This window comes from Paraburkholderia rhizosphaerae (assembly GCF_004366595.1).
Taxonomy (GTDB): Bacteria; Pseudomonadota; Gammaproteobacteria; order Burkholderiales; family Burkholderiaceae; genus Paraburkholderia; species Paraburkholderia rhizosphaerae.
On record NZ_SORE01000026.1, the window covers coordinates 63,295 to 80,873 of the forward strand.

Genomic DNA, 17,579 nt, shown 5'->3' on the forward strand with positions numbered 1-17,579 from the left:
GATCATCAGATGCGTATCCATACTTTCCCTCTTGTTTAGCACTCGCAGCACGAGTGGCGTTGCGTAGCAGACTTGCCGCGTGGACCGCGCGAGCACAGCGGCATGGACTCCACGTTAGCAAAACCGGTACGCGAGGGAAGTAAGCAAGTGTTGCGACGCAACGGTCATTTGTAACGTCGTACCTGACTGCAAACGGGCTGAAAACCGAGTGAAAACCGAGCGATACACGTGAGCGCATCGGCTCAAGGCGGCTCGTGACCGCACGTACGCACCACGACTGCGGACACCACTTCAAGTGCGTGCGAATTTGCGCAATTCCGCATGATCGTTAGCCAGCGTTGCGGGCAACCCATCGCGCAGATATTCGACCCACGTGCGGATCTTCGCGTCCAGATACTGGCGCGACGCATAAATCGCATACAGATTCATTTCCTGCGCGGTGTACTCGGGCAGCACCCACACGAGTTCGCCGCTGCGCAATCCGGCGATCGCCGAGTAGATCGGCAGCAGCCCGATGCCCATGCCTTCGCGCACCGCCACTGCCTTGGCCTCCGCGACGTTCACCTGAAACGTCGCCGCGCCGAGCGCAATGGTTTCCTGCCCGTTCGGACCGTTGAACGTCCATTCGTCGGTGGGGAACATCGGCGTCAGCATGCGCAGGCACACGTGATTGCGCAGATCCGCGGGCGTCTGCGGCAAGCCCTTGCGTTCCAGATAAGCAGGCGAGGCGCACGTGATGCTGAACACGCTGCCCAGCCGTTGCGACACCAGCCCCGAATCGGGCAGACCCTGGGCGAGCGCGAGCGCGACGTCGTAGCCTTCGTCGAGCAGATCGGGCATACGCTGCGCAAGGGTCAACTCAACCTGCACATCCGGATAAAGCTGCTGGTAGCCGCCGACCGCCGGTACGACGTAGTGCTGGCCGAAACTTGTCATCGCGTGTACTTTCAGCTTGCCTGATGGACGCGCATGCGCGTCGCTCGCCTCTGCCTCGGCCTGGTCCACATACGCGAGAATCTGCTCGCAGCGCTGCAAATAGCGTTCACCGGCTTCGGTCAGCGCGATACGTCGTGTGGTCCGGTTCAGCAAACGCGTGCGCAAATGCCCTTCGAGGTCCGAAACGGCGCGCGATGCATAAGCGGTGGTGGTATTGAGATGCTGCGCGGCAGCCGTGAAACTGCCCGCCTCGACGACGCGGGCAAAGACGCGCATGTTCTGGAGCGTATCCATGTCGATCCTTGACTACATTGCAGGCGATTGTTGCACAAACCGAAAGGAACATTATTGCAACCTTCGTAAAGATCCCTTTCATCTTTGCCGGTTATTCATTAATCTGCTGAAAAATATAATGGCGCACATCGTTTCATAGTCAATTAGGGAGGAAATCGTGCAGTTTCCGGTGAGCAATGGGATCACCGCACTCGCGGTTCTTGCGATCCCGCTAATAATTGCCGGTTGCGCGAGTCCTGGAAACGTCGCCCCGCAGGCGCATGGCAACGACCCGATGTCGCTCGATGCGGGCGCTGCGATCCGCGCAGCGGATATCGATGCGAAATGGCCCGATGTCGACTGGTGGCGTGCCTATAAAGATCCCCAACTGGACAGTTGGGTAGCAGCCGCCCTCTCGGGCAACCCGACGCTCGCCGTTGCGCAGGCGCGCGTGCGCAACGCGCAGGCGCTCGCCGCAGTCAACGCGGCCGACCTTTCGCCGCAAGTCAGAGGCAATCTGTCGATTCAGGGCGAACACTGGCCGGACAACGTCTACTACGGTCCCGGGCCGCTCGCTAACCAGACCACCTGGAACAACACCGCGGCGCTCAGCCTGTCGTATCACCTCGACTTGTGGGGCCGCGATAAAAACGCAGCCGAAGCTGCGCTCGATCTCGCCCATGCGCGCGCCGCCGATGCGCGAGCGGCGCAACTCGAAATCGAAGTGAACGTCGTGCGCACCTACATCGACATGTCGATGAATTATGCGTTGCTCGACATCGAGAAGAGCACGCTCGCGCAACAGCAACAGGTCGCGACACTCGCGAACCGGCGGCTGCAAGGCGGTCTCGGCACCCAGCTCGAAGTCGCGCAAGCCGAGACGCCGCTGCCCGAGTCCGAGCGGCGCATCGACGCGCTCGAAGCGGAAATCGCGCTCGGGCGCAATCAGCTTGCCGCGCTTGCCGGCAAAGGCCCGGGCGCGGCCGATACGATCAAGCGGCCGCAACTGTCGCTCGCTGGCCCGGCCGGCCTGCCGTCGACGTTGCCCGCCGAACTGATCGGCCATCGACCCGACATCGTCGCGGCGCGCTGGAGCGTCGCCGCGCAGGCGCGCGGCATCGACGTCGCGCACGCGGACTTCTATCCGAATATCGATCTGCTTGCGTCGATCGGCGGGTTTGCCGCGATGGGGCCGTTCTTCCAGTTTCTGCATGCGCAGAACGGCTCGTGGACGGTCGGACCGGCGGCGTCGCTGCCGATTCTCGACGGCGGGCGTCTGCGCGCGCAGCTTGGCGTCGCGTCCGCGGGGTACGACGAAGCGGCCGAGCAATACAACCAGACGATCGTCAACGCGCTCAAGCAGATCTCCGACGAAGTCGTGCGGATCCGTTCGCTCGAAACGCAGGCGAAAGAAGCGCAGCGCGCCGTCGATATCGCGACGAAGAATTATCAGCTCGCACGTGAAGGCTACCGGCGCGGCCTGACCGACTATGTGAATGTGCTGATCGCGCAGACCCAACAATTGCGCGCGCAGGAAGGCGTCGCACGCGTGCAGGCCGATCGGCTGAGCGCGCGGGCGACGCTGGTGGCCGCGCTCGGCGGCGGTCTGTCGGAACCCGCTGATGGTCCCGACGAAACCGACACGTGGCCCGCGAGCGAACGCCGCAAGGCTGCTAAAGCGGCCAAAGGCGTCAGCGCACTGGTAGCGGCAGCGGCAGCGGCAGCGGCACCGGCACCGGCAGCGGCACCGGCACCGGCAGCGGCAGCGGCAGCGGCGAATACGCAGCCGGCGTCGGCACAACCGATCGCGGGGAAGGCGGCGCCCCGCACCGCGCCGCTCGACGCGGCCAACGCGAACACGCGCTGAGCCGCCCATCATGAACACGCCTTCTCCCGCTCAACCCGCCGCGTGGTCGCTGCCGTCGCTGTATGCGGCCGTTGCCGACTGGGCGCACACCGACGGCCGCACATGGGTGTATATCTTCAAGGCGCTCGCCGCGGCCTTTCTCGCGATCGGCATCGCGATGAAGCTCGAGATGCCGCAGCCGCGCACCGCGATGACGACCGTGTTCATCGTGATGCAGCCGCAAAGCGGCGCGGTGTTCGCGAAGAGCTTTTACCGGATCGGCGGCACGCTGGTCGGCCTCGTCGTGATGCTCGCGCTGCTTGGCCTCTTTCCGCAGCAACCGGTGCTCTTTATCGTGTCGACCGCGCTGTGGGTCGGCATCTGCACCGCGGGCGCCGCGCGTAACCGCAACTTCCGTTCGTACGGCTTCGTGCTGGCCGGCTACACCGCCGCGCTGATCGGCATTCCCGCTTCACAGCATCCGGACGGCGCGTTGCTGTCCGCGCTCACGCGCGTCTCCGAAGTGCTGCTCGGCATCGTCTGCGCGGGCGCGGTCAGCGCACTCGTGTTCCCCCAGCATACCGGCGAGCAGATGCGCACGACGGTACGCGCGCGCTTCAGCTCGTTCGTCGACTATGTCGGCAGTGTGCTCGACGGCCGCATCGAGCGCGCGCAAATCGAGGAAACCAACGCGCGTTTTATCGCCGATATCGTCGGCCTTGAAGCGATGCGCAGCATGGCAGTGTTCGAAAGCCCCGAGTCGCGGATGCGCAGCGGCCGGCTGTCGCGGCTGAACAGCGAATTCATGGCCGCATCGACACGGTTTCACGCGCTGCATCAGCTGATGAACCGTCTGCATATGGCGAGCGCGTGGGCGACCATCGACGCGCTCGAACCGTATTTTCGCGAAATCGCGCCACTGTTGCGGCACCGATCCGGCGAGCCGGTGCGCACCGCCGCTGACGCGGCGTCGGCGGCCGAACAGCTCGAAGCGTACAAAGAGGCATTGCCGAAGCGCATCCGCGCGACGCGCGCCGAACTCGCGGTGCATCCGGATGAGCCGATGCTCGACTTCGATACCGCGTCCGAACTCCTCTATCGCTTCGTCGAAGATCTGCACGCGTACACGGCGACCTACGCGTCGCTGGCCGTGCCGATGCATGCGCGCGAGCGCTGGATCGAGCATTACGAACCGAAGACGAATGCGCTCACGGCCGGCATCTCCGGCATGCGCGCGGCGATCGTGATGTGCGTGCTCGGCGCGTTCTGGATCGCGACCGCGTGGCCGAGCGGCACGACGCTCACGCTGAACGCGGCCGCCACCTGCGCGCTTGCGTCATCGTCGCCGAATCCGCCGCGCATGGCGTGGCAGATGGGGCTCGGCACCACCCTCGCGTCGTTGATGGCGATGATCGTCACGTTCGGCATCTATCCGCATATCGACGGCTTCTGGCTGCTGTGCGCGGCGCTTACGCCATTTCTCGCGTTCGGCGTATTCATGACGACGCGTCCGAAGCTGGTGGGCTACGGGATGGGCTACTGCATCTTCTTCTGCTTTCTTGCAGGCCCGGACAACCTCGAGGTCTACGAGCCAATCACGTTCATGAACGATGCGCTCGCCCTGGTGCTGTCGATGCTGGTCACCGCGGTCGCGTTCGCGGTGCTGTTGCCGCCGTCGACGCCGTGGCTGCGCAACCGGCTGCTGGTCGATTTGCGCCGTCAGGTGGTGGCCGGCTGCCGCGGCAGCTTGAACGGTCTGCGCACGCGGTTCGAGAGCGGCGCGCGCGACCTGATGTTCCAGATCAATGCGCTCGCCGCCGACGAGCCCGAACTGAAACGCGACACGTTGCGCTGGTTGTTCGCGGTGCTCGAAGTCGGCAACGCGATTACCGACCTGCGCCGCGAAATCGACGAGCTGCCGCCGGACCCGCGCTATGCGCGCTCGATGCCGTGGCGGGTCAAGTTGCGCGCGATGCGTGACGACGTCGGCCGGCTGTTCGATACGCCGACCGCGAAGCGGCTCGACATCGCACTTGCCGCGACCAACGATGCGATCGCCGCGGTCCAGCAGGTGCTCGCGGCGTTTGAGCCGCCACGCGACGAACGCCATCGGCTGCAACGTATCCTGAGCCACGCGCACTTTATCCGCAGTGCGCTGCTCGACCCCCAATCGCCGCTCGCAACGCTGGCCAACCACGGCAACGGCGCGGGCACTGCGCCACCTGGAGCGCGCCATGCCTCGTGAGATCGCCATCCTCGATGCCTATATGCCGGCCGTCATCGTGCTGTTTTTTATCGGTGCCGTGGTGACCTGGGCGATCGATCGGGTACTCGCATACTTCGGGCTATACAGCGTGGTCTGGCACCCGTCGCTGTTTCGCGCGAGCCTGCTGGTCGTTATTTGCGGCGCGCTCGGGCTGGCCGTTTATCGTTGAAAAATTCGCGTTGATAAATTCGCGTTGATAAATTCGCGTTGATAAATTCGCGTTGATAAATTCGCGTTGATCGTTTCGATTACTGACCGTCATCATGACCATCCGTAACATTCTGGGCTTCATCGCTACCGTGGCGATTTTCGTCGTCGCGGTGCTGATCGGCCGCGCGCTGTGGCTCCATTACATGTATGAACCGTGGACCCGCGACGGACGCGTGCGCGCCGAAGTGATCAATATCGCGCCGGACGTATCGGGCGCTGTCGTCCAGCTGCCGGTGCGCGAAAACCAGTTCGTCAGGAAAGGCGACCTGCTGATGCAGATCGACCCGTCGCACTATCAGATCGCGGTCGAGCAGGCGCAGGCCGCGGTCGCCGCGCGCAAGGCCGAACTGACGATGCGCATCGACGACGCGAAGCGGCGCGCGGACATGGACAGTCTCGTCGTGTCGAAGGAAGCCCGCGAAAACGCCGCGCATACCGCCAATTCGGCGCAGGCGCAGTATCAGCAGGCGATTGCCGCGCTCGATGCGGCAAAGCTCAATCTCGAGCGCACGCAAGTCCTGTCGCCGGTCGACGGCTACGTGACGAATCTGAACGTGTTCCGCGGCGACTATGCGATCGCGGGCTCGCCGCGCTTCGCGATCGTCGACAGCCACTCGTTCTGGGTGAACGGCTACTTTGAAGAAACCAAGATGCCGCGCGTGCGGGTCGGCGATGCGGCCGATATGCGTTTGATGAGCGGCGGGATGCTGCACGGGCACGTCGAGAGCATTTCGCGTGGCATCTATGACCGCGATAATCCGCAAGGCAGCAACCTGCTCGCCGACGTGAATCCGACCTTCAACTGGGTGCGGCTCGCGCAGCGCGTGCCGGTGCGCATCAAGATCGACTCGGTGCCCGATGGCGTGCTGCTGTCGGCTGGCACGACCTGTACGGTGGTCATCAGGCCATCGGCGCGGCCAACGCAATAGGCGCAATAGGCGCAATAGGCGCAATAGGCTCGATAGCCGGCGCGAGCAGCGCCGTTCGCGCGACGCTACCCTGATCGGGGACTCATGCCCGCAGGCTGTCACGCGCCGAATCGAATTCGGCGGCAAGCCGTTTGTCGACGACCGCCTCGTCATTCAGCTCGGACGCCGGCTCGAGCAACGACGCGACCTCAACCAGCAATCGATAGATATCCGCATCGAGAAACGCCGCACGATGAACCGCGACGTGAAACTCCAGCGCTTCCTGCAGATTGTCCGGCCGCGCGCCGCGCGCATCCGGATACGCGAGATCGGGCACGGCGGACAGCGCCCAGAAAGACTCAGGAAGAAGTCGTTTTGCGCGGCATGCCGAAGCCGCCCAGCAACGCGGCAAGCGGCTGCTTCGATGCCGGCTTTTGCGGCACGTTTTCGGTTTCGTCGCGCCTGGCCGACGCCGCGGACAACGCGCTCGGCGAAGGCTCGTACGGCTTCAGGAAAAAGTCGTCGATCGGCGCCTGACGATGCGCATGCCCACCGCTACTACGCTCGAAGCCGCCGCCTGAGCGGCGCCGGCTGCCGCGCTCATCGCGCTCGTCGCGGCCGCGCCGAGCGCTGCCCCGCTCGTCGTGATGATGGCGCACCGGCGAGTCGACAACGAGGCGTTCGACATCGAGCGGCCGCTTGATCAGCTTCTCGATGTCCTGCAACTGCTTGCGCTCGTTCGCGCTGAACAGCGACAGCGCATCGCCCGACGCACCGGCGCGGCCGGTGCGCCCGATCCGGTGCACGTAGTCTTCCGCATTGAACGGCAAGTCGAAGTTGATCACCGCGGGCAGCTCGGCGATATCGAGCCCGCGCGCGGCGACATCCGTCGCGACCAGCGCTTCGATTTCGCCGCGCTTGAACGCGTCGAGCGCCTGCATCCGCTCGCTTTGCGAGCGATCGCCGTGGATCGCGGTCGCGACCACGCCGTCGCGTTCGAGCTGCCGCGCGAGCCGGCTTGCGCCGATCTTGCTGTTGCAGAACACGATGACCTGCTTCAGGTTGCGCTCGCGAATCAGCTGCACGACGGCTCCCGTCTTGTCGCCTTCGGCGACCTCGTAGACGATCTGCGTGACATTGGCCGCCGTCGAGTTGCTGCGCGCGACCTCGATGGTTTGCGGATTACGCAGGTAAGTGGCCGCCAGCTTCTTGATTTCGCCGGAGAACGTCGCGGAAAACAGCAGCGTTTGCCGGTCTTTCGGCAGCAGATTCAAAATGCGCTGCAAATCGGGCAAAAAGCCCATGTCGAGCATACGGTCCGCTTCATCGAGCACGAGAATCTGCACCTGGCCGAGATTCGCGGTTTTCTGCTGCACGTGATCGAGCAGGCGGCCCGGCGTTGCGATCAGGATTTCGACGCCGCGCCGCAGTTCGGCCGATTGCGGGTTCATATCGACGCCGCCGAACACCACCGCGCTGCGCAGCGCCGTATGTTTCGCATACGCCTGCACGTTGGCGGCCACCTGGTCGGCCAGTTCGCGGGTCGGCGTGAGAATCAGCGCGCGCACCGGGTGGCGCGCCGGCGACGCGCTCGTGCTGGCGAGCGGCAACAGACGCTGGATGATCGGCAGCGAGAAACTCGCGGTTTTGCCGGTGCCGGTCTGAGCGGCGCCCATCACGTCGCGGCCGGCCAGCACGACAGGAATCGCTTGCGCCTGAATCGGCGTCGGCGTCGTGTAGCCCTGCTCCGCGATGGCTTTCAGGATGTCGGCTGACAAGCCGAACTGGTCGAAGGTCGCGGTGCTAGGAGTGGCAACTGTGTCGGACATGGTGGCTTTCGCTATAAATGCGCCCGCGCGCTACTTGCGCGCGGCCCTTGAACTGACCTGAGGCGGCCTGTAAAAACCGGCCTCACGGCCCGGGTGATCGGCAATCGAAATCGAATCGGCGATTGAACCGGGACCAAAAACCCGGCTTGAAACCGGGCCGTGCATTCAGACCGTGAAACAGGCCATCAAGCGGGCCGCTTGTCACGCCGCTGGTCAAGGCCGCTTGCAGGCTGTACATCCGGCTGACCAACAGGCTAACGGCTGACCAACAGGCTAACCATTGGGCTGTAATACCGGCCGTGAACCGCGCGGCCTCGGACATGCTCACGCGCCGTTTGACTGTCTGCTGAAGCGGCCGGCGCCGCGCAAAGCGGCAGAATGAAGGCGGAGCCACGATGTGCCGCACGCGCGCTGGATAGCTCAGCGCAAAGCAGGCGGTCGAAAAGCCGAAGAAGGCCGCGACGCGAAACCGGCCGGCTCCGGATGGCGCTAACACACGCCGCAAAGGGCGGTATTGTAGCACTTCAGCGCCAACTTCCTGTACCCATGCTTGGCCGTCGATTCACGGCCCGGCCATTCAGGTAGTTGCACGCCGGGCCGGCTAGCCGTCGATAAGACTGGCGCGTGCTTGCGACAATAGCGTGACATGGGCGCGCATTCCCGCCTAACGAACGACCGTTATGCAATTGGACAACACCGGCGGCGCATCGGGACCCGCCATCGCGTCGTACAGGTCCGCGCGCGTGCCCTTGGTCCACCACGTATAGCTGCCCGCCTGATATTTCGCGCCGGAACCCGACAACGTGTTCACGAACAGCATCTGCTGCCCGTTGACCGGCACCAGCGCGAAGCTCTGCCCGTTGGCCGCGCCCAGATACGTGACGTTGAAGGTCCGGCCGGTCGCGCACGTGTATTTTTGCGTGCGCGGGTGCGTCGTACGCAGGTCGCCAAAACGCGGCGTGCCCGTCGGCGCCGCGCGACACGGTAACGCGATCGCGCATGCAGCAAGCACGGCCGCCACGGGAATCGACTGCATGATCAGCCTGTTGATCATCGAACGCTCCGCTTCATCGAACCGCGGCGACGCTGCGCCGCACGCTACTTCGCGGACACCGGCCTCACCGCCGCCGCCGCCTGTTTCGCCCGCGCACGCGCTTCGTCGGTATTCTCGCCGGTCGCGACCGCGACACCCATGCGCCGCTTCACAAAGCTCTCCGGCTTGCCGAACAGACGCAGATCAGCCTCGGGCACCGCGAGTGCCTGCGCAACGCCTTCGAACGCGATGCCCGCTTCGTCGAGCCCGCCGTAGATCACTGCCGACGCGCCTGGCGCGCGCAGCGACGTATCCACCGGCAAGCCGAGAATCGCCCGCGCGTGCAGTTCGAACTCCGAAAGCCGTTGCGACGCGAGCGTGACAAGACCGGTATCGTGCGGGCGCGGGCTCACTTCGGAAAACCATACGTCATCACCACGCACGAACAGTTCCACGCCGAACAGGCCACGCCCGCCTAGCGCCTCGGTCACCTTGTGCGCGACCTCGCGCGTGCGCTCGAGCGCGACCGCGCTCATCGGTTGCGGCTGCCACGATTCGACGTAGTCGCCCGCAACCTGCACGTGACCGATCGGGTCGCAAAAGTACGTGCGCGTCGCGCCGTTTGCCGGATCGATTGCGCGCACCGTCAACTGCGTGATCTCGTAGTCGAAATCGATAAAGCCCTCGACAATCACCCGCCCGCGATTCACGCGGCCACCCGCCAGCGCATACTGCCATGCGGGCTCGACGTCGGCGGCGCTCTTCACCACCGACTGCCCCTTGCCCGACGACGACATCACCGGTTTCACGACGCACGGATAGCCGACCTTCGCGATGCCCGCTTTCAGTTCGTCGAGCGAGTCCGCAAACGCATACGGCGACGTCGGCAGGCCCAACGCTTCGGCGGCAAGACGGCGAATACCTTCGCGATTCATCGTCAGTTGCGTCGCGCGCGCGGTCGGAATCACTTCGGCGATCGCGTCGGCTTCGATCGCCGCGAGCGCGTCGGTGGCGATCGCTTCGATCTCCGGCACGATCAGATGCGGCCGCTCCTGTTCGACGAGCGCGCGCAATGCGACCGGATCGGTCATGTCGATCACATGCGCGCGATGCGCGACCTGATGACCCGGCGCATGCGGGTAACGGTCGACCGCAATCACTTCGACCCCGAGGCGCTGCAGCGCGATGATCACCTCCTTGCCCAGTTCGCCCGCGCCGAGCAGCATGACGCGCGTAGCCGTTGGGGAAAGCGGTGTGCCGATACGTTGGCCGGTCTGCATGGAGGAAGCTCCGAAGAAATGCAATGAGTGCAATGGGTGGATCGAATGGTGCGGCGATGTTAACATGCGCGGCCGCTGCGTTTGCGGCACCGGAGCGTCGATGAGCGAAGCAGGCGCATTCGCTTGCACCGCGCTTGGTGCGTTACCCTTAGCCTTCCCCGTTTGAACAGGAACGATGCCATGGTCCTCACGCGCATTGCATTTTTTCCGCTCACGCGCGAGCGGCGCGCGGCGCGCATGCGAAGTGTCGCCGCGCTGCTCGCGGTCGTGGCGTTGTCGGCCGCGTGTGCAATGCCGAAGCACACCGTCGCGGACACACCACCGCCCGATCCGTTCAACCCCGCGGCCACGCAATTGCTCGACAACACCAGCTGGCAGCTGACCGGCTGGACGCGCGCGGATGGCACCACACGCGATATACCGGGCGGCGGCGACGCGGCCGAGGCCGGTGCCGGCAAAGCCGAACCGATCACACTGACGCTGTCCACCGCTAACGGTCAGCGCCGCGCAAGCGGCTTTTCCGGCTGTAACCGCTACACGGGCAGCTATATGCTTCGCGATGGCAAGCTCAGCTTCGGACCGCTCGCCGGCACGCGAATGGCATGCGTCGGGCTGGGTGGTGAAATCGAAGGTGACTATCTGAACGCGCTCGCGCATATCGAGCGCAGCGGCGTACAAATGCGTCCACCGCAGGAATTGCAACTGATCACTACAGCCGGCGACACGCTCGTGTTTGCACGCAACGATAAATGACGTCGCGGCAACCGTCCGTCTGCAAGTTGCTGTCAAACCGCATCGCGCCGGTAACACACACGACAGCGCGCGCAACGCTGTCGTTTGCGCGGATGCGACACGCATCCGCAACGACGTGGTCAGCGGAGTGTGCAGCGACGCTCGTGACGCTCGCCACCGTGCTCCGCCTTCGGCAATCACGCACCAACGACGCATGCGGGTGGCACGCGCACAACGGCCAAGCAATGCCACCACTCGAACCGAAGCGTCTGGTCGGTTTAAACTCGACGGGTTGCGCTGCGGCGCGTCCGTCATTCGTCGATGTCTAGCATGCATACGGTAGTGTTCGGCTGGTTCGGCGGGTCAACTGTCTGGTTGCTCCCGCTCCTCTGGCGCCTCGTGAAATCCGCATTGCCGGGCGGTACCGGCCTGCGTGGACCGGGCACGATCCGTCTGTGGCTCGGCTTCGTCTGCGTGATGGTCGCGAGTTGCACGATCGAAGCGTCGCTGTTCGATATCGCCGGCCTCGATCATGCCGGTCATGCGCTCGCAAGCGGCTTCGGCCATCTGCTCGGCCGCATCGGCACGCCGCTCGCGATGCTCGTGCTGTTCGCGGCAAGTCTGCCCTGGCTGCTCGGTTTTCGGTGGTCGCGTGCGATCCGCTGGGCCGATGCGACGTTTGGGCTCGGTCTGCCCGGCATGCGCGACGCCGAACGGCGCAGCCGGCGCGCCGATGAGGACGCGGCGGCGGCGCACGCCGCACGTCATGTGAATCCGGTCTCGCCGCGCTCCACGGGACGATATGCGCGCCCGACCGTGTGGCGGCCGCCTGAGCAGACACGTGCGAAAGGCGCGTCTGGTGCAGCGCGCGGTGATACGACCGGTGGCAACGCCAGTCGTGCGGATACGCGAGTGGCGCAAACCAGCCAGGCAGGATGGATGCCTTCGGACGGCCGCGTCGTAGAGAGGCGCACGGGAGTTGGGCGTACCACGGATGGCCGTCCCACGGATGGCCGTCCCGCCGAACCCGTTGCGCCGCCGGGTTGGCTGCGTGGCGAGGCAGACTCGGCAATGGCGCGCGATCCCGAGCGAGCGCGTGAAAGCGCAGCCGGATCTATTGCGCGACGCGCCGCGTTGGGCGGCGCAACGGACCAGTCGTCGAAGACGTTCGGCATGTCGGGCATGGCGCCCGCTGGCGGCAATTCTGCGGGGACCCCCGCTACTGCGCCGTCGCGGAACCTGACCGCGCAACGTCCCGCTCCGTCGACTCCGCAGGCTGGCGGGACCGCGTCGGCGCCGCGCGCGCCAATACGCCCCGCCGGGATGACGCAGTCCCAGTCGCTCGCGCAATCGGCCGATCAGTTGGCCGATCAGTTGGCCGATCAGTTGGCCGATCAGTTGGCCGATCAGTTGGCCGCTCACCAGGCCCCTCAGACGCCGACAATGCCGCGTACCCCGACGTCATCGCCATCACGACAGCAAAGCCCCGGAAGCGGCACCGCAACGCGCCTGCCCACCGCAGGCTACAAGCGGCCCACCCCCACGGCTCCCGGCGTCGAACCCACGCCGAGCGTCAGCGAAACGCTGCGCAGCATCGAAGCGAACGCCGCCCAATGGACGACACTTGCGGGTGCGAGCCTCGCACGGCGCAGTCAGGCGGAGCCATCGAAGACGACGGGCGCTGATGGCGCAGCCGCCGAAGGCGTCCCGGCGATTTCCGCGCATTCGACCGATTCGCACCCGATACCGGAGGCGATCGAACACCGCGTCGCCGATCACCGCCCCACCAACGAAGATGCGCCGCAAGCCACGACGCTGGATGCGCCAGACCGCGACGTCGCTGCGCACAATGCTCCGCTTGCGCGAGAAACCCGCGAACAGGTCAACGCGATACCCTCACGCGAAAGCGAAGCGCGCGGCTCGGACATTGCGTCGGACAACTCAGGCGTGACGGCCGCGCCCGATACATCGGCGGCCGCCGCAAGCGATACGTCGTCGGTTACGAACGCCGCGTCTCGCGCCGCCGACGTCACCCCGACAACCGGCACCGCGCCCGCGCCCTGGGAAGCCATCGAAGACGCCGTTACTGCGCTGCGCACCGGTTCATCGCCAATCCCGCATCAACTTCCGACAGTCGCCGCGGTCGCGCTCGATTTCCCCGGCACACGGCATGGCGCGCCGCAGTTGCACGTCGTGACGCCCCACATTGCGCAGCAGACCGGCCCTACTGCCGCGGCATCGCCCGCGTCGTCTGCAACGACAGCGCCCGCGACGCAAACGGGCACATCCGGACCACACATCACGGCGCCATCGAATGTCGTCCGCTTTCCGGGCACGACGAGTGTGACGAGTGCGCTGGGTGCGCAAGCAAGCCACCCGGCGATGCACACGCCTTCGAACGTCGCGGCTGCGCACCACGACGCCCGGTCTGACCAACAAGACGAACGGTCCGCCGCCCAAGGCTCCGCCGGCACGGCAGACGACACCGCCGACACGAACGACAGCGTAGACGCCGACACCCAATCCGGCACCTCCGACCACGCCCGCAGCACCGACCCGGCGGAGTCCACCGACTCGACGCTTGCCTCATCATCCGCCCGTGCACCCGTGCGCGGCCATGCGGCGACCAGCTTCGAGTTTCACGCACCCGCGGCGTCGCATATCGAATTGCCGGGCCTCGCGTTGCTCGCGCGCGCACGGACCGAAGTCGAACCGATCTCCGATGAAAAGCTCGCCGAAACCGGCCAACTGATCGAGCAGCGCCTGCAGGAATTCAAGGTGCCGGTAACCGTCGTCGGCGCATCGGCCGGCCCGGTCATCACGCGTTTTGAAATCGAGCCGGCATTGGGCGTGCGCGGCAGCCAGATCGTCGGTTTGATGAAGGATCTGTCGCGCGGGCTCGGCCTCACGTCGATCCGCGTGGTCGAGACGATTCCCGGCAAGACCTGCATGGGCCTCGAACTGCCGAACGCGAAGCGCCAGATGATCGGCCTCAGCGAGATTCTCGAAGCCGGCGTCTATCAGCACTCTGCGTCGAAGCTGACACTCGCGATGGGCAAGGACATCACCGGCCATCCGGTCGTCACCGACCTTGCGAAGGCGCCGCATATGCTGGTTGCGGGCACAACCGGTTCGGGCAAGTCGGTCGCGATCAACGCGATGATCGTGTCGCTGCTCTACAAGGCGACGCCCGAGGATGTGCGGATGATCATGATCGACCCGAAGATGCTCGAGTTGTCGGTCTATGAGGGCATCCCGCATCTGCTCGCGCCGGTGGTCACCGATATGAAGCTCGCCGCGAACGCGCTGAACTGGTGCGTCGGTGAGATGGAAAAGCGCTACCGGCTAATGTCGGCGGTTGGCGTGCGCAACCTGGCGGGCTTCAACCAGAAGATTCGCGATGCACAGGCGCACGAGAAGAAGATCGGCAACCCGTTCTCACTGACGCCCGACGACCCCGAGCCGCTGTCGCCGCTGCCGCTGATCGTCGTGGTGATCGACGAGCTCGCGGATCTGATGATGGTGGCCGGCAAGAAAATCGAGGAGCTGATTGCGCGCCTCGCGCAAAAGGCGCGCGCCGCCGGCATTCACCTGATCCTCGCGACGCAGCGGCCATCGGTCGATGTGATCACCGGCCTGATCAAGGCGAACATTCCGACCCGCGTTGCATTCCAGGTGTCGTCGAAAATCGACTCGCGCACGATTCTCGATCAGATGGGCGCCGAATCGCTGCTTGGCCAGGGCGACATGCTGTTCCTGCCGCCCGGCACCGGTTATCCGCAGCGGGTGCACGGCGCGTTCGTCGCGGACGAAGAAGTGCATCGCGTGGTCGAGCATCTTAAGCAGTTCGGCGAGCCGCAATACGAGGAAGGCATTCTCGACGGGCCCGCGGGCGAAGGCGCGCCGCAGGACCTGTTCGGCGATGCACCGGATGCGGAAGCGGATCCGCTCTATGACGAAGCGGTCGCGTTTGTCGTGCGCACGCGCCGCGCATCGATCTCCGCGGTGCAGCGGCAGTTGCGCATCGGCTATAACCGGGCGGCGCGCCTGGTCGAACAGATGGAAGCCGCCGGGCTGGTGTCGTCGATGGGGATCAACGGCAGTCGCGAGGTGCTGGCGCCGGGGCCGGCGCCGGAGTGAAGGCCCTGAGTGCGGCTTAGCGTGCGGGTTAGCGTGCGCGACGCAGCCACAGCGTCGCGCGCGTGACACACTGGCGCGTGTGTCTGCGTACCTGCGTGCGCGCCGCGTACCGCGCACATCAAAACTCATAGCGCGCCCAGAAAAACGCGACGTCTCCTTCGTTGATTCCCGGAATACGAGGAATGAACGTGCCCATCAGCGACGCGCGCCGGTAACGCAGCGAACCAATCGGCAATGCGATCGGCACCGGCACATAGTGCGCGATGTCGTTGCGCGCGGTCAGTCCGATGAAATACCCGCCTCCCAGCGACAGCCCGCCGAGCACGGGCGTCGTGTACCACTGGCGGGCCCAGCCGCCGATCGGTTCCGGGTTTTCATGCGAATCGAGGAAGACGAACGCGAACAGGATGTCGTCGTTGCCATTCTCGTCGGTGAAATGCTTGCCCGCGCCGCCGCCCCACGAATACGCATTCAACGACTGGCGATGCTCTTCCGTATAGCCGTTGATGTGCCAGCCGTAGCCGGTCAGATACAGATCCCACGTGCCTTCGTGCGCGACACGCGCGACCCGGTCGCAGGCGCGCGCTATCCAGTCGATCGAGTACGCGCAATCCGCCCGCGCAGGTATTGGCAACGCTGGCATCGCAGTTGCCGTTACAAGCGCGATCGTCCCTAGCGTCTTTCTCATCGAGGCCTGACCGTGGTTGTTTCACATCGGCAAGACGAGTACGCGTACGACTTGCTGATGCGGCAACGACCGGCTCGGTGGTCGCTTTGATTGCCGCGTCAGTGCTGCTTTGGTTACTGCTTCAGGTACTGCCCTGGTTGGCCGACCTCGTCGCCGCGGTCGTCGCCGCGAATCACCCCATTCACTACCGCGATACCCAGACGAAATCGACCGGCGCGCCGATGTCGAGCCGTGTTGGATTCGCCTCGAGCAGGCCGCTCTGCATATCGCGCCGGAACACGTACGCGCTATCGCTGTTCTGGTTGCCGACGATCAGCCAGTGACCGGTCGGATCGATCGAAAACTCGCGCGGCGCACGACCGAGAGTCGACTGGCGTCCGACTTCATGCAGTTGGCCGTCGGCCGGATCGACCGCGTAAATCACGATCTCGTTCGCGTCGCCGCGATTGCTCGCGTACACGAAGCGCCCATCAGGCGACAGATGAATCGCCGCCGCCGCCACTTCGCCGTTGAAACCCGGCTTCGTCATCGGCAAGGTCTGAATCAGCGTGAGATTGCCGTCGCTATAGCGGAACACACTGACTGTCGCGGCCAGTTCGCTCGTCAGATACGCATGCCGGCCATCCGGTGCGAACACGAGATGGCGCGGACCCGAGCCCGCTTTCATATTGACGTAGCGACGCTCGGTCGGGCCGAGCAGCCCGCGGCTGCCATCGGGCGTAAAGCGATAGACGAACAGCTTGTCGGCGCCGAGATCCTGTGCGAACAGGTACTGGCCATCCGGCGAAAACACGGTCGAGTGCACGTGTGCGTTGTCCTGCCGTCCTTTCACGGGGCCACCGCCTTCGTGATGTACGGTCAGCGCCGCGGCGCCGACCTTGCCATCGGCTGCAAGCGGGAAGACCGCGAAGCTGCCGCCCGGATCGGCCGCCACCGAATAGTTCGCGGTCGTCAGATAACGGCCATCCGGTGAAAGGCTCAGATAACAAGGATCGTTGCCCTCGGACGACACCTTGTTCAGGAACGTCAATTGCCCGCTCGCCGCGTCGAACGCGAATGCGCTGATGCCGCCACGCTGCGAGGCCGGACCATTGTCGCCAGGCAATTCGTCGACTGCGTACACGAAGCGGCCGTCACGGCTCGCGACGAGATAGGACGGATTGACCGTCTGCGCGGCCGATACACGCGTCGCCATGCCGCTGCCGGTATCGAAGCGATAGGTGTAGATGCCTTCGCTCTTCGGCCCGGTGTAGGTGCCGACGAGCAGGTCGTAGACGCCATCGGCGGGTGGCGCGGCCGTCCCTTGTGCGGACGCTGACATGGCAATGAGCGGGACCATGAGTGCAAGACCTTTTATGATCGAGGCTGTCGAACGCAGGAACAAGCGTGAAAAGAAATACGGCAAGAAGCGTGAGAAGCGCAATGGACGCACGAGCGA

13 protein-coding genes are annotated in these 17,579 nt (G+C 65.0%); 6 read left to right on the forward strand and 7 right to left on the reverse strand.

Translation table 11 applies throughout. The features are described from left to right. Window positions 1-291: 291 nt before the first annotated feature. Window positions 292-1,230, reverse strand: a complete 939-nt coding sequence (locus tag BX592_RS27160; protein WP_134196373.1) for a LysR family transcriptional regulator — start codon at window positions 1,228-1,230, stop codon at window positions 292-294. Window positions 1,231-1,387: 157 nt separating this feature from the next. Here BX592_RS27160 and BX592_RS27165 point away from each other — a divergent pair, with 157 nt between their 5' ends. The 4 genes from BX592_RS27165 to BX592_RS27180 all read left to right on the forward strand — a co-directional run bounded on the left by BX592_RS27165 (window position 1,388) and on the right by BX592_RS27180 (window position 6,460). Beyond that, window positions 1,388-3,076: an efflux transporter outer membrane subunit gene (locus BX592_RS27165; protein ID WP_134196374.1), complete on the forward strand. Its 1,689-nt coding sequence runs from the start codon at window positions 1,388-1,390 to the stop codon at window positions 3,074-3,076. 10 nt (window positions 3,077-3,086) lie between these two features. Then, entirely contained in the window at window positions 3,087-5,300 is a 2,214-nt protein-coding gene (locus BX592_RS27170; protein WP_134196375.1) for an FUSC family protein, read from the forward strand. Next, window positions 5,290-5,490 (forward strand): DUF1656 domain-containing protein, encoded by a 201-nt coding sequence (locus tag BX592_RS27175; RefSeq protein WP_134196376.1) that lies wholly within the window; start codon window positions 5,290-5,292, stop codon window positions 5,488-5,490. Before BX592_RS27170 ends, BX592_RS27175 begins: the two co-directional genes overlap by 11 nt. A 94-nt stretch (window positions 5,491-5,584) precedes the next feature. Further along, window positions 5,585-6,460, forward strand: coding sequence for an efflux RND transporter periplasmic adaptor subunit (locus BX592_RS27180; protein ID WP_134196377.1), 876 nt, complete (start codon window positions 5,585-5,587; stop codon window positions 6,458-6,460). Between the two features lie 82 nt (window positions 6,461-6,542). On the opposite strand, the gene BX592_RS27185 is transcribed toward BX592_RS27180, so the two are convergent. The 4 genes from BX592_RS27185 to purT all read right to left on the reverse strand — a co-directional run bounded on the left by BX592_RS27185 (window position 6,543) and on the right by purT (window position 10,581). Next, window positions 6,543-6,776, reverse strand: coding sequence for a hypothetical protein (locus BX592_RS27185; RefSeq protein WP_134196378.1), 234 nt, complete (start codon window positions 6,774-6,776; stop codon window positions 6,543-6,545). Between the two features lie 22 nt (window positions 6,777-6,798). Further along, window positions 6,799-8,268, reverse strand: a complete 1,470-nt coding sequence (locus BX592_RS27190) for a DEAD/DEAH box helicase (RefSeq protein WP_134196379.1) — start codon at window positions 8,266-8,268, stop codon at window positions 6,799-6,801. 664 nt (window positions 8,269-8,932) lie between these two features. Then, window positions 8,933-9,319: an MliC family protein gene (locus BX592_RS27195; protein WP_377681592.1), complete on the reverse strand. Its 387-nt coding sequence runs from the start codon at window positions 9,317-9,319 to the stop codon at window positions 8,933-8,935. A gap of 47 nt (window positions 9,320-9,366) precedes the next feature. Next, window positions 9,367-10,581, reverse strand: a complete 1,215-nt coding sequence (purT, locus tag BX592_RS27200; protein WP_134196380.1) for a formate-dependent phosphoribosylglycinamide formyltransferase — start codon at window positions 10,579-10,581, stop codon at window positions 9,367-9,369. Window positions 10,582-10,761: 180 nt separating this feature from the next. Here purT and BX592_RS27205 point away from each other — a divergent pair, with 180 nt between their 5' ends. Continuing rightward, entirely contained in the window at window positions 10,762-11,334 is a 573-nt protein-coding gene (locus BX592_RS27205; protein ID WP_134196381.1) for an META domain-containing protein, read from the forward strand. A gap of 309 nt (window positions 11,335-11,643) precedes the next feature. Then, a complete protein-coding gene (locus BX592_RS27210; RefSeq protein ID WP_134196382.1) occupies window positions 11,644-15,453 on the forward strand; it encodes a DNA translocase FtsK in 3,810 nt (1,269 codons plus the stop codon). Window positions 15,454-15,571: 118 nt separating this feature from the next. Here BX592_RS27210 and BX592_RS27215 read toward each other — a convergent pair whose 3' ends face one another. Further along, window positions 15,572-16,141, reverse strand: a complete 570-nt coding sequence (locus BX592_RS27215; RefSeq protein WP_134196383.1) for an antimicrobial peptide resistance and lipid A acylation PagP — start codon at window positions 16,139-16,141, stop codon at window positions 15,572-15,574. A 184-nt stretch (window positions 16,142-16,325) separates the two neighbouring features. After that, window positions 16,326-17,480, reverse strand: a complete 1,155-nt coding sequence (locus BX592_RS27220; protein ID WP_134196384.1) for a lactonase family protein — start codon at window positions 17,478-17,480, stop codon at window positions 16,326-16,328. Window positions 17,481-17,579: the final 99 nt, after the last annotated feature.

What these genes read in the sequence shown, in the direction of transcription:
- BX592_RS27160 (WP_134196373.1), bottom strand. Translation starts at nt 1,230, where the DNA reads ATGGATACGCTCCAGAACATGCGCGTCTTTGCCCGCGTCGTCGAGGCG.
- BX592_RS27170 (WP_134196375.1), top strand. Translation starts at nt 3,087, where the DNA reads ATGAACACGCCTTCTCCCGCTCAACCCGCCGCGTGGTCGCTGCCGTCG.
- BX592_RS27175 (WP_134196376.1), top strand. Translation starts at nt 5,290, where the DNA reads ATGCCTCGTGAGATCGCCATCCTCGATGCCTATATGCCGGCCGTCATC.
- BX592_RS27180 (WP_134196377.1), top strand. Translation starts at nt 5,585, where the DNA reads ATGACCATCCGTAACATTCTGGGCTTCATCGCTACCGTGGCGATTTTC.
- BX592_RS27190 (WP_134196379.1), bottom strand. Translation starts at nt 8,268, where the DNA reads ATGTCCGACACAGTTGCCACTCCTAGCACCGCGACCTTCGACCAGTTC.
- purT (WP_134196380.1), bottom strand. Translation starts at nt 10,581, where the DNA reads ATGCAGACCGGCCAACGTATCGGCACACCGCTTTCCCCAACGGCTACG.
- BX592_RS27205 (WP_134196381.1), top strand. Translation starts at nt 10,762, where the DNA reads ATGGTCCTCACGCGCATTGCATTTTTTCCGCTCACGCGCGAGCGGCGC.
- BX592_RS27210 (WP_134196382.1), top strand. Translation starts at nt 11,644, where the DNA reads ATGCATACGGTAGTGTTCGGCTGGTTCGGCGGGTCAACTGTCTGGTTG.
- BX592_RS27215 (WP_134196383.1), bottom strand. Translation starts at nt 16,141, where the DNA reads ATGAGAAAGACGCTAGGGACGATCGCGCTTGTAACGGCAACTGCGATG.
- BX592_RS27220 (WP_134196384.1), bottom strand. Translation starts at nt 17,480, where the DNA reads ATGGTCCCGCTCATTGCCATGTCAGCGTCCGCACAAGGGACGGCCGCG.